Raw genomic sequence first — 17,589 nt, forward strand, 5'->3', positions numbered from 1 at the left:
GGGCACGGCGCTTACGCGCCTTTGCCACCCGACGGCAGTAAGCGTGTGGCGGCATCTCGCGTCACATCTCAATGAAAATCCCGCGATGGCGGCAGGGTGCGGACGTTGCGGGGGTGGCGGATTTTCTGCGCCGGGCTATCCGCGTGAGCACGGGGATCGTCGTTGAGCGGCTCGACCAGGGCGGTGCCTGCCGGCACCGGATGCTTGCGGCTTAAGGCATCGTTGGCGAGACCTATCAGATCGTGCGAGCGGTCGATCATGCGCTGAGCGATGAGATGCGTCACCTTTTCAGGGCTGCTCTGGATGTAGCCTTCAACCAGGATGAGGCGCGCGCCCATCACCTCCTTGCGGTATTGCTCCATGATCTTGGGCCACACCACGACATTGGCGATGCCGGTTTCGTCCTCTAGCGTCATGAACACGACGCCGCTGGCGCTGCCCGGCCGCTGCCGCACCAAGACCACGCCGGCGCAGCGGACGCGGCGCCGCTCGTTCTCATGGCTGACATCCTTGCAGGCGATGACGCGCTCGCGCGAGAACATCTCGCGGAGGAATTCCATCGGGTGGCCCTTCAGCGACAGGCGGATGGTCTGATAGTCGGCGACCACTTGCTCGGCGCGCGGCATCACTGGCAGCGGCCTTGCGTGCTCGTCCGGCTGCTCGCGCGCGGTGGCCGCCTCGAACAGCGGCAGCGGCACGTCGTCGGGCAGCCGCCGCACCTGCCATAGCGCCTCGCGGCGGTCGAGCCCGAGCGAGCGGAACGCATCGGCATCCGCCAGCAGGATCAGCGCGCGCTTGGGCAGGCCGGTGTCGCGCGCAAAATCTTCGAGCGAGGTGAAGGGACGGCGGTTGCGGGCGGCGACGATGCGGTCGGCCCAGTCCTCTCTCCTGTCATTCCGGCGCGATGCGGCGGCGTCGAGCCCGGAATCCATTACGTCAGGCGTATGCGGCCCGACGGCTTCCGGGCTCGCGCCAAGTGGCGCGTCCCCATTGCGCAATTGCGCAATGGGGAATGACGACTGAGAGCACTTTAGCCTCTCCTCATCCTCGTCCAACCAGTGAAAGCCGTCGATCTGGCGGAAGCCGAGGCGCACGGCGCAGTATTTGCCTCTCCCCTGCTCCAACGTGTTCTGCGCAAAACTGTAGGACACGTCGATGTCGCGCACCTCGACGCCGTTCTTGCGAGCATCCCCGACGATCTGCGCCGGGGCATAAAAGCCCATCGGCTGCGAGTTCAAGAGGCCGCAGCAGAAGGCGTCGGGGTGGTAATGCTTCAGCCATGAAGAAATGTAGACGAGCTGCGCAAAGCTCGCGGCATGGCTCTCCGGAAAGCCGTAAGAGCCAAAACCCTTGATCTGATCAAAGCAGCTTCGGGCAAAGTCGGGATCGTAGCCGCGCGCGACCATGTTGCCGATCAGCTTGTCCTCGTATTTGCCGATGGTGCCGATATTGCGGAAGGTCGCCATCGAGCGGCGCAGGCCATTGGCCTCCTCGGAGGTGAATTTTGCCGCCTCGATCGCGATGCGCATCGCCTGTTCTTGGAACAGCGGGACGCCCTTGGTCTTATGCAGAACCTTGTAGAGCTCGTCCGCGGGACCATGCTCGGGCGATGGCGAGGGATAGCTCACTTTTTCCAGGCCGTTCCGCCGCCGTAAGTAAGGATGCACCATATCGCCCTGGATCGGGCCCGGACGTACGATCGCGACTTCGATGACGAGATCATAGAACGTCCGCGGCTTCAACCGCGGCAGCATGTTCATCTGTGCGCGGCTTTCGACCTGGAACACGCCGAGCGATTCCCCGTCGCAAAGCATGTCATAGACTTTGGGGTCGTCCTGCGGGACGCTCGCCAGCACCCAGCGCTCGCCCTTATGCTCCGCGATCAAATCAAAACACTTGCGGATACAGGTCAGCATGCCCAGCGCCAGCACGTCGACCTTCATCATGCTGAGCGCGTCGACGTCGTCCTTGTCCCATTCGATGAAGGTGCGATCGTCCATCGCGGCGTTGCCGATCGGCACATAGGTGTCGAGCCGGTCCTGCGTCAGCACATAACCGCCCACATGCTGGGAGAGATGGCGCGGGAATTCGATCAGTTCGGTTGCGAGCTCGACCGCGAGGTTGATCATGGGATTGTTGGGATCGAGCCCGGCCTGCCTGACTTGCATGTCGTTAAGACCCTTGCCCCAGCTTCCCCAGACGGTGTCGGCGAGCGCGGCAGTGACATCTTCGGTCAGGCCCAGCGCCTTGCCCACGTCGCGAATGGCACTGCGCGGGCGATAATGGATGACGGTGGCGATGATCGCGGCGCGGTGGCGGCCGTAGCGACGATAGACATATTGCATCACCTCCTCGCGCCGCGAATGCTCGAAATCGACATCGATATCGGGCGGCTCCAGCCGCTCCTTGGAGATGAAGCGCTCGAACAACAGATCGACCTTGGTCGGATCGACCGAGGTGATGCCAAGCACGTAGCACACGGCCGAGTTCGCCGCCGATCCCCGCCCCTGGCACAGGATATTCTGGCTGCGCGCGTAGCGCACGATGTCGTGCACGGTGAGGAAGTAATGCGCGTATCTCAGCTCGGCAATCAGCGTGAGCTCTTTCTTCAGCGTAGCGTACAGTTTCTCGTCGATTTTGGTGATGCCGCCGAAATATTTGTCGACACCGGCCCAGGTCAGATCCTCAAGATGACCTTGCGCGGTCTTGCCCGGCGGCACCGGCTCGTCCGGATATTGGTATTTGAGCTGATCGAGCGAGAAGTCGATTGCATCGGCAAAGCGCATGGTCTCCGCGATCGCCTCGGGGAAATCGCGGAACAGCCGCGACATCTCCTGCGGCGCCTTCAAGAACCGCTCGGCATTGGCTTCCAGCTTCCGTCCGACCGCTTCGATCGTGGTCTTTTCCCGGATGCAGGTCAGCACGTCCTGGAGAGGACGGCGCGCGGGATGATGATAGAGCACCTCGTTGGTCGCGAGCAACGGCACTCTTGCTTTTGCCGCGAGATCATCGAGCCGCGCCAGCCGGCGCCGGTCGTCGCCGCGATAGATCAGGCTCGCCGCCAGCCACACGCCCTCGGCGCGGCTGTCCTTGAGTTTTGCAAGAACATCCAGCGCCTGTGCGGGTTCGAAACGATGCGGCAGCGTCAGGACCAGGAGCTGGCCTTCTGAAAACTCGATGAGGTCGGCGAAGGTGAGACGACACTCGCCCTTCTCGATCCGCGTGATGTCGTCGCCGCGCTTGCCCTTGGTGAGAAGCTGGCACAGCCGACCATAGGCCCCGCGGTCACGCGGATAGACCAGAATGTCCGGCGTGCCGTCGATGAAGACGATGCGCGCACCGATCAGGAGTTTCGGCTTGTGCAGCACCTCGGCATTGTCGAGCTCCTTGTAGGCGCGCACCACGCCGGCCAGCGTGTTGTGATCGGCGATGCCGATCGCGGGAATGCCGAGGATGCTGGCCTGATGCACATAGGCGCGCGGATCCGAGCCGCCGCGCAGGAAGGAAAAATTGGTGGTGATGCCGATCTCGGCATAGGCAGGCGTATTCATGCGAAGAGACCGTGCACATACCAGCCGGGAGAAGCGGGTTTGCCGTCGTCGTCGAACACCTCCCCCTCATAAAGACCGTCGCGAAAGATCCAGAAGCGCAGGCCTTCGGCATCCTCGATGCGGAAATAGTCCCGCGTGAGCTGCTTGCCGTCCTGCCGCCACCATTCCATCGCGATGCGCTCGGGCCCTTCCACCCGCACCACCGCATGCAGCGCGCGGCGCCAGGTGAATTGATGCGGCGGGCCGTCCGGCACGGTCGCAAATGGCACCTTGATCGGCTCCGGCTTGTCGAACAGCCGCAAGGGACGCAGCGGCGGCTCGTTCTCGGCCCGCGCAGGCCATTCCGCCTGCATGGCGGCGGCGAGATGATGCTGCGCCGGCGCGGCTACAACCGCGCATTCAGGGATATGGGTGTCCTGCGGCAGGTGCACGACGACACGCTTGCCGCCGATGCGCGCGGCAATGCGGTCGATCAGTGCGGCGATTTCGTCATTGTCGTGGGCATGGGCATCGAGATCGCGCTGCTCCTGCACCACGATTTCTGTACGGTTCGCCGACAGCCGCACCATGTCGAAGCCGAAGCCAGGATCGAGCGGATCGGCGAGCGCATCGAGACGCTCGCGAAACAGCCGGTCGATGACCGCGCTGCGCGTCACCGGACGCCCGGTCTCGACCGTAATCGCGCGCACCACGCCGTCGGTGCGGAAGAACGCGGCTTCCAGGCGTCGCGCGCCCTTGCCCTGCTTCTCCATGGATGCGATCAACGTGTCGGCAAGCCGCGACAGCGTCATCGCGATCATGGTGTCGGTCGCGATCGGCTCGGCGAAACGTTTTTCCACGATGTAGTCGGGCAGCGGTTTTCGCGGGTTGATCGGCGCATCGCCCTGCCCCAGCGCATGCGCCAGCAGCGTGGAGAACCGGGCGCCGAACCGCGCCGTGATCTCGCTCGGCGAGCGCGAGGCGACGTCGCCGATGGTCTTCAAACCGGCGCGACGCAAGCCTGTGGTGATGACTTCACCTGCACCGAGCGCGGAAATCGGAAATCGGCTGATCGCCTCCGCCTCCTCGCCATCGGCCACGATGGTGCCCGTGGCCTGCCGCGTCAGCGTGCGTGCGCAGATCGAGGTGCCGGCGATCGCCGCGCTGATGGCAAACCCCTGCCGGGCCAATGCGCGAACCAACGTCCGTAACAACGCGGCCTCACCACCGAATAGATGCGCGCAGCCGGTGATGTCCAGAAACAGGCCGTGCGGCGGATCGAGCGCCACCAGCGGCGTGAAGCGGTCGCACCAGTCCGCGACATCGCTCAGCGTCTTCGCATCGGCCACAATATCGGCGTCGAACACTTTCAGGTCCGGACACATCGCCCGCGCATTGGCCAAGGGCTGACCTATATACAGGCCGAGGCGCTCGGCGGCCTCGTCGAGCGCATGGATCACCAGCGCATTGTTGTCCTTGATGACGACGATGCTTGGATCATTGCTCTTATGCAGTCCGACGTTCCCAAAGAACCGCTGAATCCGGTCGATGGGCAGGCGTGGCAGCCACAGGCTGAGAATACGTCGACGGCTCACTGAACTGGCACTCATCACATTTCCATTCCATGGTCCACCGGCCACATGGGCCATGACGATTGCGCAAGAGCTCGGCATCGAAGCGCGGCGCGCCCCAGGCACTCGACACCGGGCCCGGCGGTGAATGCGCTGCGCGCAGCATCCATCGTGTTTCCGCGGTCGAGGGCAGCGGCTGCGCCGCCATGCGCAGCAAGAGCCCGGTGACACCGGAAGCTTGCGCGGCCAGCGTCAGCTTGCGGCTCGCCACGAGATCGAACTGCCTGGTCTCGCCCCAGAGCTCGAGCACCAAGGCCCCCAGCGCATCGCAGGCAAGCGCGTCGGCTGAGCTGCGCAGTGCGCTCTCGACATCAGCGGCGCGCACCATCACCACGCGGCGCGGATCGAGACCGAACTCGGCGAGCCCGCTCATCGACAGCGCGCCGGTTTCGATTTCCGAAAAATCCTGCCGCACCCACAGCAGCGGCCGGCGCGCCGAAACGCGGCCCGCAAGCCCCATGACAAAGCCCGTTGCGGCCGTCCCCTGCCGGCCCTCACAAAACACCTCATGGATCGCCGCACGTGCGAGCCCGCCCTTCAGCGCGCTGTCCGCCTCGCTGTGGCCGAGCGCGACGCGATCGCGCTGATGCACGACCTCCGCCGTCTCGATGCGCTCGATCTGGCTGCGCAAGGTCGCAAGCGCGCTTCTGCGTGCGCCGCTCATGCTCGCCGCTCCTTCAGGGGTGATTGCCGGTGGCTCTCAAAAAGAGAACCAGCGGCTGGCTCATTTGTTCATGATATGTTCTAATATAAAGCTAACGCCGCCCTGGGAGTCAATCGAATTGGCGCGCTTTAGGATTCATGAGTGGAATCAAAGAGATTCAAACATGGACGTACAACGCAAGCTGGAAATCCTGGCGGATGCTGCCAAGTACGACGCATCCTGCGCCTCCAGCGGCACCGAGAAGCGGGATTCCAGCGACGGCAAGGGCATGGGCTCGACCGCGCCGGGCATGGGCATCTGCCATTCTTACGCGCCGGATGGACGCTGCATCTCCCTGCTCAAGGTGCTGCTGACCAATGCCTGCAATTACGATTGCCTCTATTGCGTCAACCGCGCCTCCTCCAACGTGCCGCGCGCCCGCTTCACCATCGACGAGGTCGTCAAGCTGACGCTCGACTTCTACCGGCGCAATTACATCGAGGGCCTGTTTCTCTCCTCCGGCATCATCCGCAGTCCCGATTACACCATGGAGCAAGTGGTCAGCGTCGCGCGAAAACTGCGCGAGGAGCATCACTTCCGCGGCTACATCCACCTCAAGACGATTCCCGAAGCCGACGATGCGCTGATCGCAGCAGCCGGCCAATATGCCGACCGTCTCTCCATCAACATCGAGATGCCGCAGGAGACGAGCCTCAAGCAATTCGCGCCGGAGAAGGACGTGCGCGCGATCCGCCGCACCATGGGCCGGCTGCGGCTCAAGCTCGATGAAGCCGAGGAAGGCCGCAGCGCGAAAACGAAGGCCAAGCCGCAGCGCTTTGCGCCGGCTGGGCAAAGCACGCAGATGATCGTCGGCGCCGACACGGCCTCCGATCACACCATTCTCCACACCAGCGCCAATCTCTACGGCGCCTACCGCCTGCGCCGCGTCTATTATTCCGCGTTCAGCCCGATCCCCGACGCCAGCCGCGCCCTGCCCTTGCGCGCGCCGCCCTTGCTGCGCGAGCACCGCCTCTATCAGGCCGACTGGCTGATGCGGTTCTACGGCTTCGACGTCGGCGAGATCGTCGACGACAGCGCGATGCTGCCGCTCGACATCGATCCAAAGCTCGCCTGGGCACTGCGCCACCGCGACCGCTTTCCGCTCGATGTCAACCGCGCCAGCCGCGAGGAATTGCTGCGCGTGCCGGGCTTCGGCACCAAAGCAGTCGAACGCATCATCGCGACGCGGCGCACGACAATGATCCGCCTCGCCGATCTCGCGCGGCTGCACGTGCCCCGGCACAAGGCGCTGCCGTTCATCGTCCTCAGCGATCACCGCCCCTCACCGCATTGTCTCGACGAGGCGCGGCTGATCGAGCGGTTCAAGCCAAAGGCGACGCAACTGGGATTTGGCTTCTGATGCAATTCATCACTCTCGATCATGAAACCGATTTCGAAGGCTGGCGCAAAGCCGCACGTAGCCTCGTGCTTCACCGCGTCAGGCCAGCCGATGTCACCTGGGCCGTGCAGGGAGGCGAAGCGGAGCTGTTCGCGCCGCCCTCGCCGTCTCTGCTGCCGGAGGGCAGCGATAGCACCTTCAACGTCTCCGCGAAATTCGTCGAGCTCGCCAAAGCGGCAATCCTGCACCGCGACCGCGAACGCTTTGCGATCCTCTATCGCCTGCTATTTCGGCTGAAGGACAATCACGATCTCATCGAGGTCGCAACCGATCCCGATGTCGCGCAAGTCACGGCCATGGCGAAGGCAGTCTACCGCGACGAGCACAAGATGCATGCCTTCGTGCGCTTCCGCGAAATCGGCAGGGAACGCCAGGCGCATTACGTCGCCTGGTTCGAGCCGGAACATCACATCGTCGAGCTCGCCGCGCCATTTTTCGCCAAGCGCTTTGCCGACATGCCCTGGTCGATCCTGACGCCCGACCTCTGCGCGCATTGGGATGGCCACGCACTCTCGTTCACGCCGGGCGTCAGCAAGAGCGAGGCGCCCGGCGAAGACCGTCTGGAGGAAACCTGGCGGCGCTATTATGCCAGCATCTTCAATCCGGCCCGGCTCAAGGTGAAGCCGATGCAGGCCGAGATGCCGAAAAAATACTGGAGGAACCTGCCCGAGGCTTCGATCATTAAGCCCTTGATCGAGGACGCCGAGCGCATGACCGGCGCCATGATCGCCAATGCCGCAACCGATCCGCACAAGCCTCAGAAGCGGCCGGAGGCTCCGATGAAACGCAAAACCACAACCGACGATCTCGACGCGCTTCGCGAGGAGGCCGCGCATTGCCGCGCCTGCCATCTCTACAAGGACGCGACCCAGACGGTGTTCGGCGAGGGCCCGAAGTCCGCCAACATCATGCTGGTCGGCGAGCAGCCCGGCGACAAGGAAGACCTCGCCGGCCATCCCTTTGTCGGCCCGGCCGGCCAGATGCTCGATCGCGCGCTCGAGGAAGCCGGCGTCGATCGCAAGAAGGTCTATGTCACCAATGCCGTCAAGCACTTCAAATTCGTGCCGCGCGGCAAGATCCGCCTGCACCAGAAGCCGAATACGCCGGAGATCCGGGCGTGCCGGCAATGGTATGAGCGGGAGCTGGCGGCCGTTCAGCCCGATCTCGTCGTCGCGATGGGCGCCACCGCCGCGCAAAGCGTGTTCGGCAAGATCACGCCCATCGGCAAAAACCGAGGCCGGTTGATCGACCTTCCCGACGGGCGCAAGGCTTTGGTGACGGTGCATCCGTCTTATCTGCTGCGGCTGCCCGATCCCGAGGCCAAGGTGCTGGAATATCAGCGCTTTGTCGAAGATTTGAAGATCGCGGCCGGCTTGCAGAAGAAGGCTGCACGGGCTGCTTAAATACTGGCAGGAAGGCGGCTTTCACGCCTTGGTTGTCATCCAGCCTTCAAATCCATCGCGGACAATACCCTTACCTGAAGGTTAAGGGGCGTCCAGAGATGACCGATGTAGCATTCGACCGCGCCGTAACAGATCGCGCGCCCGTCCAGCAGGCGTCGCGGCCAAATCTCGACAAGGGCTTCAATCCGCTGACGCTGATCCTGTTCTTCGGCATCCTCGCCGCGGGCGCGCTGTTCGTCGCCTACAGCATCTATGTCGACATCAACGCGACCGGCACGCGGGTGACGACCTACCTGCCCTACATCCTCCTATTCGTCGCGCTCCTCATCGCGCTCGGCTTCGAGTTCGTCAACGGCTTCCACGACACCGCCAATGCGGTGGCCACCGTGATCTACACCCATTCGCTGCCGGCCGAAGTCGCGGTGATGTGGTCGGGCTTCTTCAACTTCCTCGGCGTGCTCTTGTCCTCCGGCGCGGTCGCGTTCGGCATCGTCTCGCTGCTGCCGGTCGAGCTGATCCTCCAGGTCGGCTCCAGCGCCGGTTTCGCCATGGTGTTCGCGCTTCTGATCGCCGCGATCCTCTGGAATCTCGGCACCTGGTTCTTCGGCCTGCCCGCCTCGTCCTCGCACACGCTGATCGGCTCGATCATCGGCGTCGGGGTCGCCAACGCCGTCATGCGCGGCCGCGACGGCATCTCCGGCGTGGACTGGAGCAAGGCGACCGAGATCGGTTACGCGCTGCTGCTGTCGCCGCTGTTCGGCTTCATCTGTGCCGCCGTGCTGTTGCTGCTGCTCAAGTTCATCGTGCGCAATCCGTCTCTGTACGCGGCACCTGAGGGCAACAAGGCGCCGCCACTCTGGATCCGGGGCCTGCTGATCCTGACCTGCACCGGCGTCAGCTTCGCCCACGGCTCCAATGACGGCCAGAAGGGCATGGGCCTGATCATGCTGATCCTGATCGGCACCGTGCCGACGGCTTACGCCCTCAACCGGGCGCTGCCGGAATCTCAGGTCGCCCAGTTCCAGAAGGCCTCCGAGGCTGCCTCCAAGGTGATCTCGGCGAAAGGCGCCGGCCACAGCATCATCGGCGATCCTCGCCCGGCGGTGACGCAATACATCGCCCTGCACGAGCTCAACGATGGTACCTATCCCTCGCTCGCCCTGCTGGTGAAGGACGTTGGCGATCAGGTCGCTCGATACGGCACGTTGAGCAAGGTACCCGCCGAAGCCGTCGGCAACACCCGCAACGACATGTACCTGACCTCGGAAGCGATCCGCTTCCTGATGAAGGATAAGGCGAACGATCTCAACAAGGACGAGATCGCGGTGCTCAACACCTACAAGGGCTCGCTCGACGCCGCGACCAAGTTCATCCCGACCTGGGTGAAGATCGCAGTCGCCATCGCGCTCGGCCTCGGCACCATGATCGGCTGGAAGCGCATCGTTATCACCGTCGGCGAGAAGATCGGCAAAAGCCATCTCACCTATGCGCAGGGAGCCTCGGCCGAGCTCGTGGCCGCCGCCACGATCGGCGCGGCCGACGTGTTCGGCCTGCCCGTCTCGACCACTCACGTGCTGTCGTCCGGCGTCGCCGGCACCATGGCGGCCAACGGCTCGGGCCTGCAATGGTCGACCATCCGCAATCTGCTGATGGCCTGGGTGCTGACGCTGCCCTGCGCGATCATGTTGTCGGCCACGCTCTACGTGATCTTCTCGCGGATGTTCTGAGAAGAACGACACTTCATAAATGCGGATGGCCGGGCCTTAGCCCGGCCATTTGCATTTAAGATTGTCATTCCGGGGCGGCTCGAAGAGCCGAACCCGGGATCTCGAGATTCCAGGTCTGATCCTGCGGACCATCCCGGAATGACGACTCAGAAGCCTTAAGACGCCGCCAGCTGTTCCTCGACCAGCTTGACCCAGTAGGACGTACCGAAGACGATCGCCTCGTCGTTGAAATTGTAGGCGGGGTGATGCAGGCCGGCGCTGTCGCCGTTGCCGCAGAAGATGAACGCTCCAGGCCGCGCTTCCAGCATATAGGCAAAATCCTCGCCGCCCATCAGCGGCGGCATCTCGTGCACGTTGGCGTCCCCTGCGACCTGCTTGGCGATGCGCCTTGCCACCTCGGTCTCCGCAGCGTGGTTGTTCACCACCGGATAATTGCGCTTGTAGCGCAGATCGATCTTGGCGCCGGTGATCTGCGCCACGCCGGCCACAACTTCGCGGACGCGCTTCTCGACCAGCTGGCGCACCTCCGGCGACAGCGTGCGGATAGTGCCCCTCAGCGTCGCCGTCTGCGGAATGACGTTGCGGGCATTGCCGGCGTGGAACTCGCAGATCGAGATCACAGCCGATTCCAGGGGATCGACGCTGCGCGCAAGGATCGATTGCAGGGCAGTGATCACCTGTGCACCGACCAGCACGGAGTCCACGCATTTGTGCGGACGCGCGGCATGGCCGCCGACGCCCTCGATCAGAATGTCGACCTCGTCGGTCGCCGCCATGATCGGTCCCGGCCGGATCGCAAACGAGCCGATCGGGATGCCCGGGCCGTTGTGCATGCCATAGACCTGCTCGATGCCGAAACGCTCCATAAGGCCATCCTTGACCATGGCCTCGCCGCCGGCGCCGCCCTCCTCGGCGGGCTGGAAGATCACCACGGCATCGCCGGCGAAGTTGCGGGTCTCGGCCAGGTAGCGCGCCGCACCCAGCAGCATCGCGGTGTGGCCGTCATGGCCGCAGGCGTGCATCTTGCCCGGGTTCTTCGAGGCGTAAGGCAGGTTGGTCTGCTCCTCGACCGGGAGCGCGTCCATGTCGGCGCGCAGACCGATCACCTTGAGCCCGTCGCCGGCCGGCTTGCTGCCTTTGATGACGCCGACCACGCCGGTCTGGCCGAGGCCAGTCACGACCTCATCGCAGCCGAACTCGCGCAGGCGGTCAGCGATAAATGCTGCGGTGCGGTGAACCTCGTACAGCAGCTCCGGATGCTGATGGATGTCCCGGCGCCAGGCCTGAATATCCGGTTGGAGGTCGGCGACGCGGTTCACGATAGGCATGGAGGATCTCAAGCTTTTTTGGGAACACAGGATTGTCCTACCATGCAAGCGCCGGTCCACCTAACTCCGGCGGATCGAAGGTAACCTGTCCTTTCGTCATGGCCGGGCTTTTAGCCAGCTTGTCTTGGCCATCTACGTCCGACTATTACGACAGAAAGCGCGTGGATGGCCGGGACAAGCCCTGGCATGACGCCTGTTGGGATGGACGCAGAATGCCAAGACGGCTCGAAGGTGAGTTTGACTACATTATCGTCGGAGCCGGCACCGCGGGATGTATCGTCGCGAACCGGCTGTCGGCCGATCGCAACAACCGCGTCCTCATCCTCGAAGCCGGCGGCGACGACAATTGGATCTGGTTCCACATCCCGGTCGGCTATCTCTTCGCGATCGGCAATCCGCGCTCGGACTGGATGTTCAAGACTGAAGCCGAGCCGGGCTTGAACGGCCGCGCGCTCGCCTATCCCCGCGGCAAGGTGATCGGCGGCTGCTCGGCGATCAACGCCATGATCTCCATGCGCGGACAGGCTGCCGACTACGACCATTGGCGCCAGCTCGGGCTGACCGGCTGGGGCTATGGCGACGTGCTGCCGCTGTTCAAACGGCTGGAGGATCATTTCCTTGGGCCGAGCGAGCATCATGGCACAGGAGGCGGCTGGCGCATCGAGGCGCCGCGACTGTCGTGGGACATTCTCGACGCCGTTGGGGACGCCGCCGAGGAGATGGGCATCAAGCGCATCCCGGACTTCAACACCGGGGACAACGAAGGCACCAGCTATTTCCACGTCAACCAGAAGCGCGGCCGGCGCTGGTCGTCGGCGCGCGGCTTCCTCAAGCCCGCGCTGAACCGTCCCAATCTGCGGCTGGAAAAGCATGTGCTGGTCGACCGCCTGGTCATCGAGCAGGGCCGCGCCGTCGGCGTGCGCTTCATCCAGAATGGCGAGATCATCGAGGCGCGCGCCAAGCGCGAGGTGATCCTCTCGGCCGGTTCGATCGGCTCGGTGCAGGTGCTGCATCGCTCCGGCATCGGCCCCGCCGACTGGCTTTCGCCGCTCGGCATCGACATCGTCGTGGACCGGCCCGGCGTCGGGCGCAACTTGCAGGATCATCTCCAGCAGCGCGCGATCTACAAGGTCGAAGGGGTGCGCACGCTGAACGAGACCTATTACAACCTGTTTCGCCGCGGCCTGATGGGGCTCGACTACGCCTTCCGCCGCCGCGGGCCGCTGACCATGGCGCCATCGCAGCTCGGCATTTTCACGCGCTCCGATGCGACGCGCGCACGCGCCAACATCCAGTTTCACGTGCAGCCGCTGTCGCTCGACAAGTTCGGCGATCCCCTGCACCGCTTCCCCGCGATCACGGTGAGCGCGTGCAATCTCCAACCGACCTCTCGCGGCACCGTGCGGCTGCGCTCGGCAACGCCTGAAGAGAAGCCGATCATTGCGCCGAATTACCTGTCGACCGACGACGATCGCCAGGTCGGCGCCGACGCCATCCGCACCACGCGACGCCTGATGCAGCAGAAGGCGCTGGCAAAATACCGCCCGATCGAATATCTGCCCGGCCCCACCGTCGGCGACGACGATGCCTCGCTTGCGAAGGCTGCCGGCGACATCGGCACCACCATCTTCCATCCCGTCGGCACCGCGAAGATGGGCGCGGCGAACGATCCGATGGCGGTGGTCGACGAACGCCTGCGCTTCTACGGCCTCGGCGGTCTTCGCATCGTCGATGCCTCGATCATGCCGACCATCACCTCGGGCAACACCAACACGCCGACCGCGATGATCGCGGAGAAAGGTGCGGCGATGATTTTGGAGGATGCGAAGTAGCATCCGGCCACCATGATCAATTCGTACCGCTTTTCAATCGGCCCAGCCGACGCGCAGATCGCCATGTTGCAATGGGGCGAGAGCGGGAAACCACCTGCCCTGCTCCTGCATGGCACTGGCTTCGTCGCTGACGTCTGGGACGAGGTCGCGCGCGAGCTTGCATCGACCTACACCGTCTATGCGCTCGACCGCCGCGGCCATGGCGCCAGCCACAAGCCCGGCGCCTATCACTTCCTGGATTACGCCGATGACGTGAGCCGGGTGATCGAGACACTCGAGCTGCGCGACGTCTATGGCATCGGCCACAGTGCTGGTGCAACCGACCTACTCCTCGCGGCAAAACTTCGTCCCGGATGCTTCACGCGCCTGTTCGTGATGGAGCCGACCGTGATGGACCCGCGCGCGGCGCGCTCCGGCGCATTGAGCGACGAATCCCTTTCCCGCGTGCACGGCACGCTGCGGCGACGGGCCGAATTCGAGAACGCTGCGGCCGTCTTCGCGCGCTACCGGGCGGCGCCGGCATTTGCGGATTGGACCGAGACGTCGCTTTGGGCTTACGTGCGCCACGGCTTCGTGCCGCTCGACGACGGCCGGGTAAAGCTCTGCTGCACGCCGGAGATCGAGTCGGCAATCCTGTGTCCGATCTACGAGGCGATGGAGCAGGTTTACGTTGGCGATGCCCGCGGCAATCCGTTTACCTCGCTCACCGAGATCGACTGCCCGGTGCGCGTCACGACCGCCGCGAAGTCGGGGCCGATCTACAAGGAAATGTCGGCGCGCGCCGTATCGCTGATTCCGCGCGTCAGTACGTTGGTCTTCGATGATGCCGGGCATTGCGTGGCGCAGGAAGTGCCGCAGGCCGTGGTGCAAGCCGTGAGAGATTTTTCAAAGTAAGTCTCGTGCCGGACGCGGCGCAGATGCGCCGCCGAGCCGGGGCCCATCTCACGGCGCACCGCGCGGCTTTCAGGGTCCCGGCTCTGCAACGCATCACCAAGAGGTGCTGCGTTGCGTCCGGGACACGAGAATTTCCCCCTCACGAAATCGTCATCGCATTCGGGAATAAGACGCTTCCTTCCCCGATCACCTTCCCGAAGCCCAATTCCGGGCGAGAGGAGATGCGCGATGAGCGGACACGATCACGGGGACGACGGTGTCAGCCGCCGCAAGGTGCTGGAATGCATGACCTGGGCCGGCACCGGGGTGCTCTGGACCATCACCGGCGGCGTGCCGCGCTCGTTCGGCATCATCGATAGTGCGCAAGCTGCTACCGCGGCCGCGCCCGGCATGACCTTCCTCCAGATCAGCGACAGCCATGTCGGCTTCGACAAGCCGGCCAATCCCAACGCGCTCGGCACGCTGGAGGAAGCCGTGGGCAAGATCAACGCCATGCCGGTCAAGCCGTCCTTCATGATCCACACCGGCGACATCACGCATCTGTCGAAGGCCGCCGAATTCGACAATGCCGAGCGCATCATCTCGCAAACCAAGCTCGACGTGCATTACGTGCCGGGCGAGCACGACATCATCGACGAGGAGGTGAAGCTCTATCGCGAACGCTACGGCCGTGGCACCAAGGGTCGCGGCTGGTACTCGTTCGACGCCGGCGGCGTGCACTTCATCGGCCTCGTCAACGTCGTCGACCTCAAGGCCGGCGGCCTCGGCAATCTCGGCGCCGAGCAGCTCGCCTGGCTCGAGGACGATCTGCGCGGCAAGTCAAAATCGACTCCGGTCGTGCTGTTCGCGCACATCCCGCTCTGGACCGTCTATCCCGAATGGGGCTGGGGCACCGAAGACGGCGGCCGCGCGCTGGAATACGTCAAGGGGTTCGGCTCGGTCACGGTGCTCAACGGCCACATCCACCAGGTGATGCAGAAGGTCGAGGGCAACGTCACTTTCCACACTGCGCGCTCGACCGCCTTCCCGCAGCCGGCGCCGGGGGCCGCTCCCTCACCAGGACCGATGAAGGTCGAGAACGCCAGGCTCCGCTCCATGCTCGGCGTTGCCAGCATCAACTTCAAGCAGAACGAGCAGCGCCTCGCCATCATCGACACGCCGCTCCAGGGCTGAGAGAAAAGCTGATCATGAAGACACTCAATCGGCGCGACTTCGGTGTCGACTTCGGTCTCGCTTTGGCCGCGGCCATCCTGTTGCCCACAACAGCTGCCCGTGCCGACGAGACGGAGGTGCATATCGATAATTTCGTTTTCCAGCCGGCCGAGCTCACGATCAAGGTCGGCACCACCGTGACCTGGACCAACCGGGACGACATCCCGCACACCGTGGTGTCGGCCGGCAAGTTCAGGTCCAAGACCCTGGACACCAAGGACAGGTTCTCGTTCACCTTCACCAATGCGGGCGACTACAAATATTTTTGCTCGTTGCATCCGCACATGACGGGGATGATCAAGGTTGAGTAACGTCTCCAACCAAGGCACCCACGTCTTGCCCGGCCGGTTGTCCCACGCCGGCCGGGCTCAGACCTATTCGATCACGGCAAAAGAAGTGGCAAAGCAAAAGGCAAAGCGAGGAGCGATGCCCGGCACCGACGATTTGCAGAAGGCGCTGCGCTTCCGCGAAGCGGCGCTGCCCTATCTCGACGACGTCTACACGCTCGCGCGCTATCTCTTGCGCGATGCCTCCGACGCCGAGGACGCGGTGCAGGAGTGCTATCTGCGAGCGCTGAAGCACTTTGACAGCTATCATGGACCGGCGATGAAGCCGTGGCTGTTCGCGATCCTGCGCAACGTCTGCAACGCCGAATATGCGCGGCGCGCGCATTCCCACAGCGCGATCGAGGAGACGCCCGGCGCCGCCGAGCAGACACCAATCTGGCAGGAGAGCGAGGCAAGCCCGGAAACCGAAGTGCTGCGCAGCCGCGATGCCGGCGCGATCCGCAAGCTGATCGACGCGCTCGCCGAACCGTTCAAGGAAACCTTCGTGCTGCGGGAGATCAACAATCTTTCCTACCGTGAAATCGCCGAGGTCGTCGGCGCGCCCATCGGTACCGTGATGTCCCGCCTCGCCCGCGCCCGCGCCATGCTGCGCGCGGCCTGGAATGTGGAAGAGGAGCACTCAAGATGACTTGCGAAGAAGCGAGGAACCTGCTTCACGCGCTGCTCGACAATGAGCTCGATGCGGGCCATGCGCGCGAGGTCGAAGCCCACATCGCAAGCTGCCCGGACTGCGCTGCGGAGTTCGCCGCGCAGCGCGACATGCAACGCGTGCTCGCCCACGCCAGTTTGCGCTACACCGCGCCCGCAAGCCTGCGCAGCCGGATCGAGGCCTCGTTGCCCGAGCCGCAGCGCCAACAACCAACCCGCCGCTCCGTGCTGCGCGGCTTTGCAATGGGCTCAGCCGTCTCCGCGCTTGCTGCTTCGGGCATCGTCGCGGTGGTGCTGCGCCAGGACGACCAGCAGCGTATCCTGTCGGAGGTCGTCTCCGCGCATCTGCGCTCGCTTCAGGCCGGTCACCTTACCGACGTGCTTTCCACCGACCAGCACACCGTCAAGCCATGGTTCAACGGCAAGCTCGACGTCGCCCCGCCCGTGATCGACCTCACCGCGCAGGGTTTCACGCTGGTCGGCGGCCGGCTCGACTATATCGATGCGCGCGCCATCGGCGCCGTCGTCTACCGGCGCCGGCAGCACGTCATCAACCTGTTCGTGTCGCAGACATCGAACGCGGAATATCGCGCGCCAAAGACCGAAACCATGCAGGGCTTCAACTGCCGTCGTTGGGGCAATCGCGGCCTGAACTTCTGGGCCGTCAGCGATCTCGGCGCCGACGAGCTCGCCGAGTTCGTCGACAGGTTCGAGGCGGCGATCAAGGCGAATGTGGAGGGATAGAAGGGTCTCGCCGTCACTGCGAGAGCGTAGCGACGAAGCAATCCAGGTTCTTTCCGCGGAACGATCCTGGATTGCTTCGCTTCGCTCGCAATTGTGCATGTTCACTAATTCGCTGATTGGATCGCTCCAGCGGAGGACGATCCGATGCGCGACAACAGCTATGACCGGACGATTGAGCGCAACTATCTGCA

General features: G+C 64.1%; 13 protein-coding genes. 9 read left to right on the forward strand and 4 right to left on the reverse strand.

The window, feature by feature from the left end; genetic code table 11:
- Nucleotides 1–68: 68 nt before the first annotated feature.
- From IVA78_RS22860 to IVA78_RS22870, 3 genes are read right to left on the reverse strand one after another with little or no spacing between them, the layout of a single operon-like run.
- On the reverse strand, nt 69–3,551 hold the full coding sequence (locus tag IVA78_RS22860; protein ID WP_247276677.1) for an error-prone DNA polymerase: 3,483 nt from the start codon (nt 3,549–3,551) through the stop codon (nt 69–71).
- Nucleotides 3,548–5,140: a DNA polymerase Y family protein gene (locus tag IVA78_RS22865; RefSeq protein ID WP_247276678.1), complete on the reverse strand. Its 1,593-nt coding sequence runs from the start codon at nt 5,138–5,140 to the stop codon at nt 3,548–3,550. Before IVA78_RS22865 ends, IVA78_RS22860 begins: the two co-directional genes overlap by 4 nt.
- The gene (locus IVA78_RS22870) at nt 5,037–5,825 is read right to left on the reverse strand and encodes a DNA repair protein (protein WP_247276679.1); all 789 of its coding nucleotides are present in this window, start codon (nt 5,823–5,825) and stop codon (nt 5,037–5,039) included. The genes IVA78_RS22865 and IVA78_RS22870 overlap by 104 nt, the downstream gene beginning before the upstream one ends.
- 163 nt (nt 5,826–5,988) lie before the next feature.
- On the opposite strand from IVA78_RS22870, the gene IVA78_RS22875 reads away from it, so the two are divergent.
- The 3 genes from IVA78_RS22875 to IVA78_RS22885 all read left to right on the forward strand — a co-directional run bounded on the left by IVA78_RS22875 (nt 5,989) and on the right by IVA78_RS22885 (nt 10,393).
- Nucleotides 5,989–7,224, forward strand: coding sequence for a putative DNA modification/repair radical SAM protein (locus IVA78_RS22875; protein WP_247276680.1), 1,236 nt, complete (start codon nt 5,989–5,991; stop codon nt 7,222–7,224).
- Nucleotides 7,224–8,666, forward strand: coding sequence for a UdgX family uracil-DNA binding protein (locus IVA78_RS22880; protein ID WP_247276681.1), 1,443 nt, complete (start codon nt 7,224–7,226; stop codon nt 8,664–8,666). The genes IVA78_RS22875 and IVA78_RS22880 overlap by 1 nt, the downstream gene beginning before the upstream one ends.
- A 98-nt stretch (nt 8,667–8,764) precedes the next feature.
- Complete coding sequence (locus tag IVA78_RS22885) at nt 8,765–10,393, forward strand: inorganic phosphate transporter (protein WP_247468090.1); 1,629 nt, start codon at nt 8,765–8,767, stop codon at nt 10,391–10,393.
- A 155-nt stretch (nt 10,394–10,548) separates the two neighbouring features.
- Here the strand turns inward: IVA78_RS22885 and IVA78_RS22890 are convergent, their stop codons facing one another.
- Nucleotides 10,549–11,721 (reverse strand): M20 aminoacylase family protein, encoded by a 1,173-nt coding sequence (locus IVA78_RS22890; RefSeq protein WP_247468092.1) that lies wholly within the window; start codon nt 11,719–11,721, stop codon nt 10,549–10,551.
- Between the two features lie 212 nt (nt 11,722–11,933).
- Here IVA78_RS22890 and IVA78_RS22895 point away from each other — a divergent pair, with 212 nt between their 5' ends.
- From IVA78_RS22895 to IVA78_RS22920, 6 genes are all read left to right on the forward strand, one after another.
- Complete coding sequence (locus IVA78_RS22895; RefSeq protein ID WP_247276684.1) at nt 11,934–13,553, forward strand: GMC family oxidoreductase N-terminal domain-containing protein; 1,620 nt, start codon at nt 11,934–11,936, stop codon at nt 13,551–13,553.
- 12 nt (nt 13,554–13,565) lie between these two features.
- Complete coding sequence (locus IVA78_RS22900) at nt 13,566–14,447, forward strand: alpha/beta hydrolase (RefSeq protein WP_247276685.1); 882 nt, start codon at nt 13,566–13,568, stop codon at nt 14,445–14,447.
- 228 nt (nt 14,448–14,675) lie between these two features.
- The gene (locus IVA78_RS22905; protein WP_247276686.1) at nt 14,676–15,620 is read left to right on the forward strand and encodes a metallophosphoesterase; all 945 of its coding nucleotides are present in this window, start codon (nt 14,676–14,678) and stop codon (nt 15,618–15,620) included.
- Nucleotides 15,621–15,634: 14 nt separating this feature from the next.
- Complete coding sequence (locus IVA78_RS22910) at nt 15,635–15,970, forward strand: cupredoxin family copper-binding protein (RefSeq protein WP_247468094.1); 336 nt, start codon at nt 15,635–15,637, stop codon at nt 15,968–15,970.
- Between the two features lie 115 nt (nt 15,971–16,085).
- Nucleotides 16,086–16,634 carry a sigma-70 family RNA polymerase sigma factor gene (locus IVA78_RS22915; protein ID WP_247276693.1) on the forward strand — a complete coding sequence of 183 codons (549 nt, stop codon included), beginning with the start codon at nt 16,086–16,088 and terminating at the stop codon, nt 16,632–16,634.
- The gene (locus tag IVA78_RS22920) at nt 16,631–17,398 is read left to right on the forward strand and encodes an anti-sigma factor (RefSeq protein ID WP_247448571.1); all 768 of its coding nucleotides are present in this window, start codon (nt 16,631–16,633) and stop codon (nt 17,396–17,398) included. The genes IVA78_RS22915 and IVA78_RS22920 overlap by 4 nt, the downstream gene beginning before the upstream one ends.
- The last annotated feature ends 191 nt before the right edge of the window (nt 17,399–17,589 follow it).

The sequence above is a fragment of the Bradyrhizobium sp. 137 genome, from assembly GCF_023074095.1.
Classification (GTDB): Bacteria; Pseudomonadota; Alphaproteobacteria; order Rhizobiales; family Xanthobacteraceae; genus Bradyrhizobium.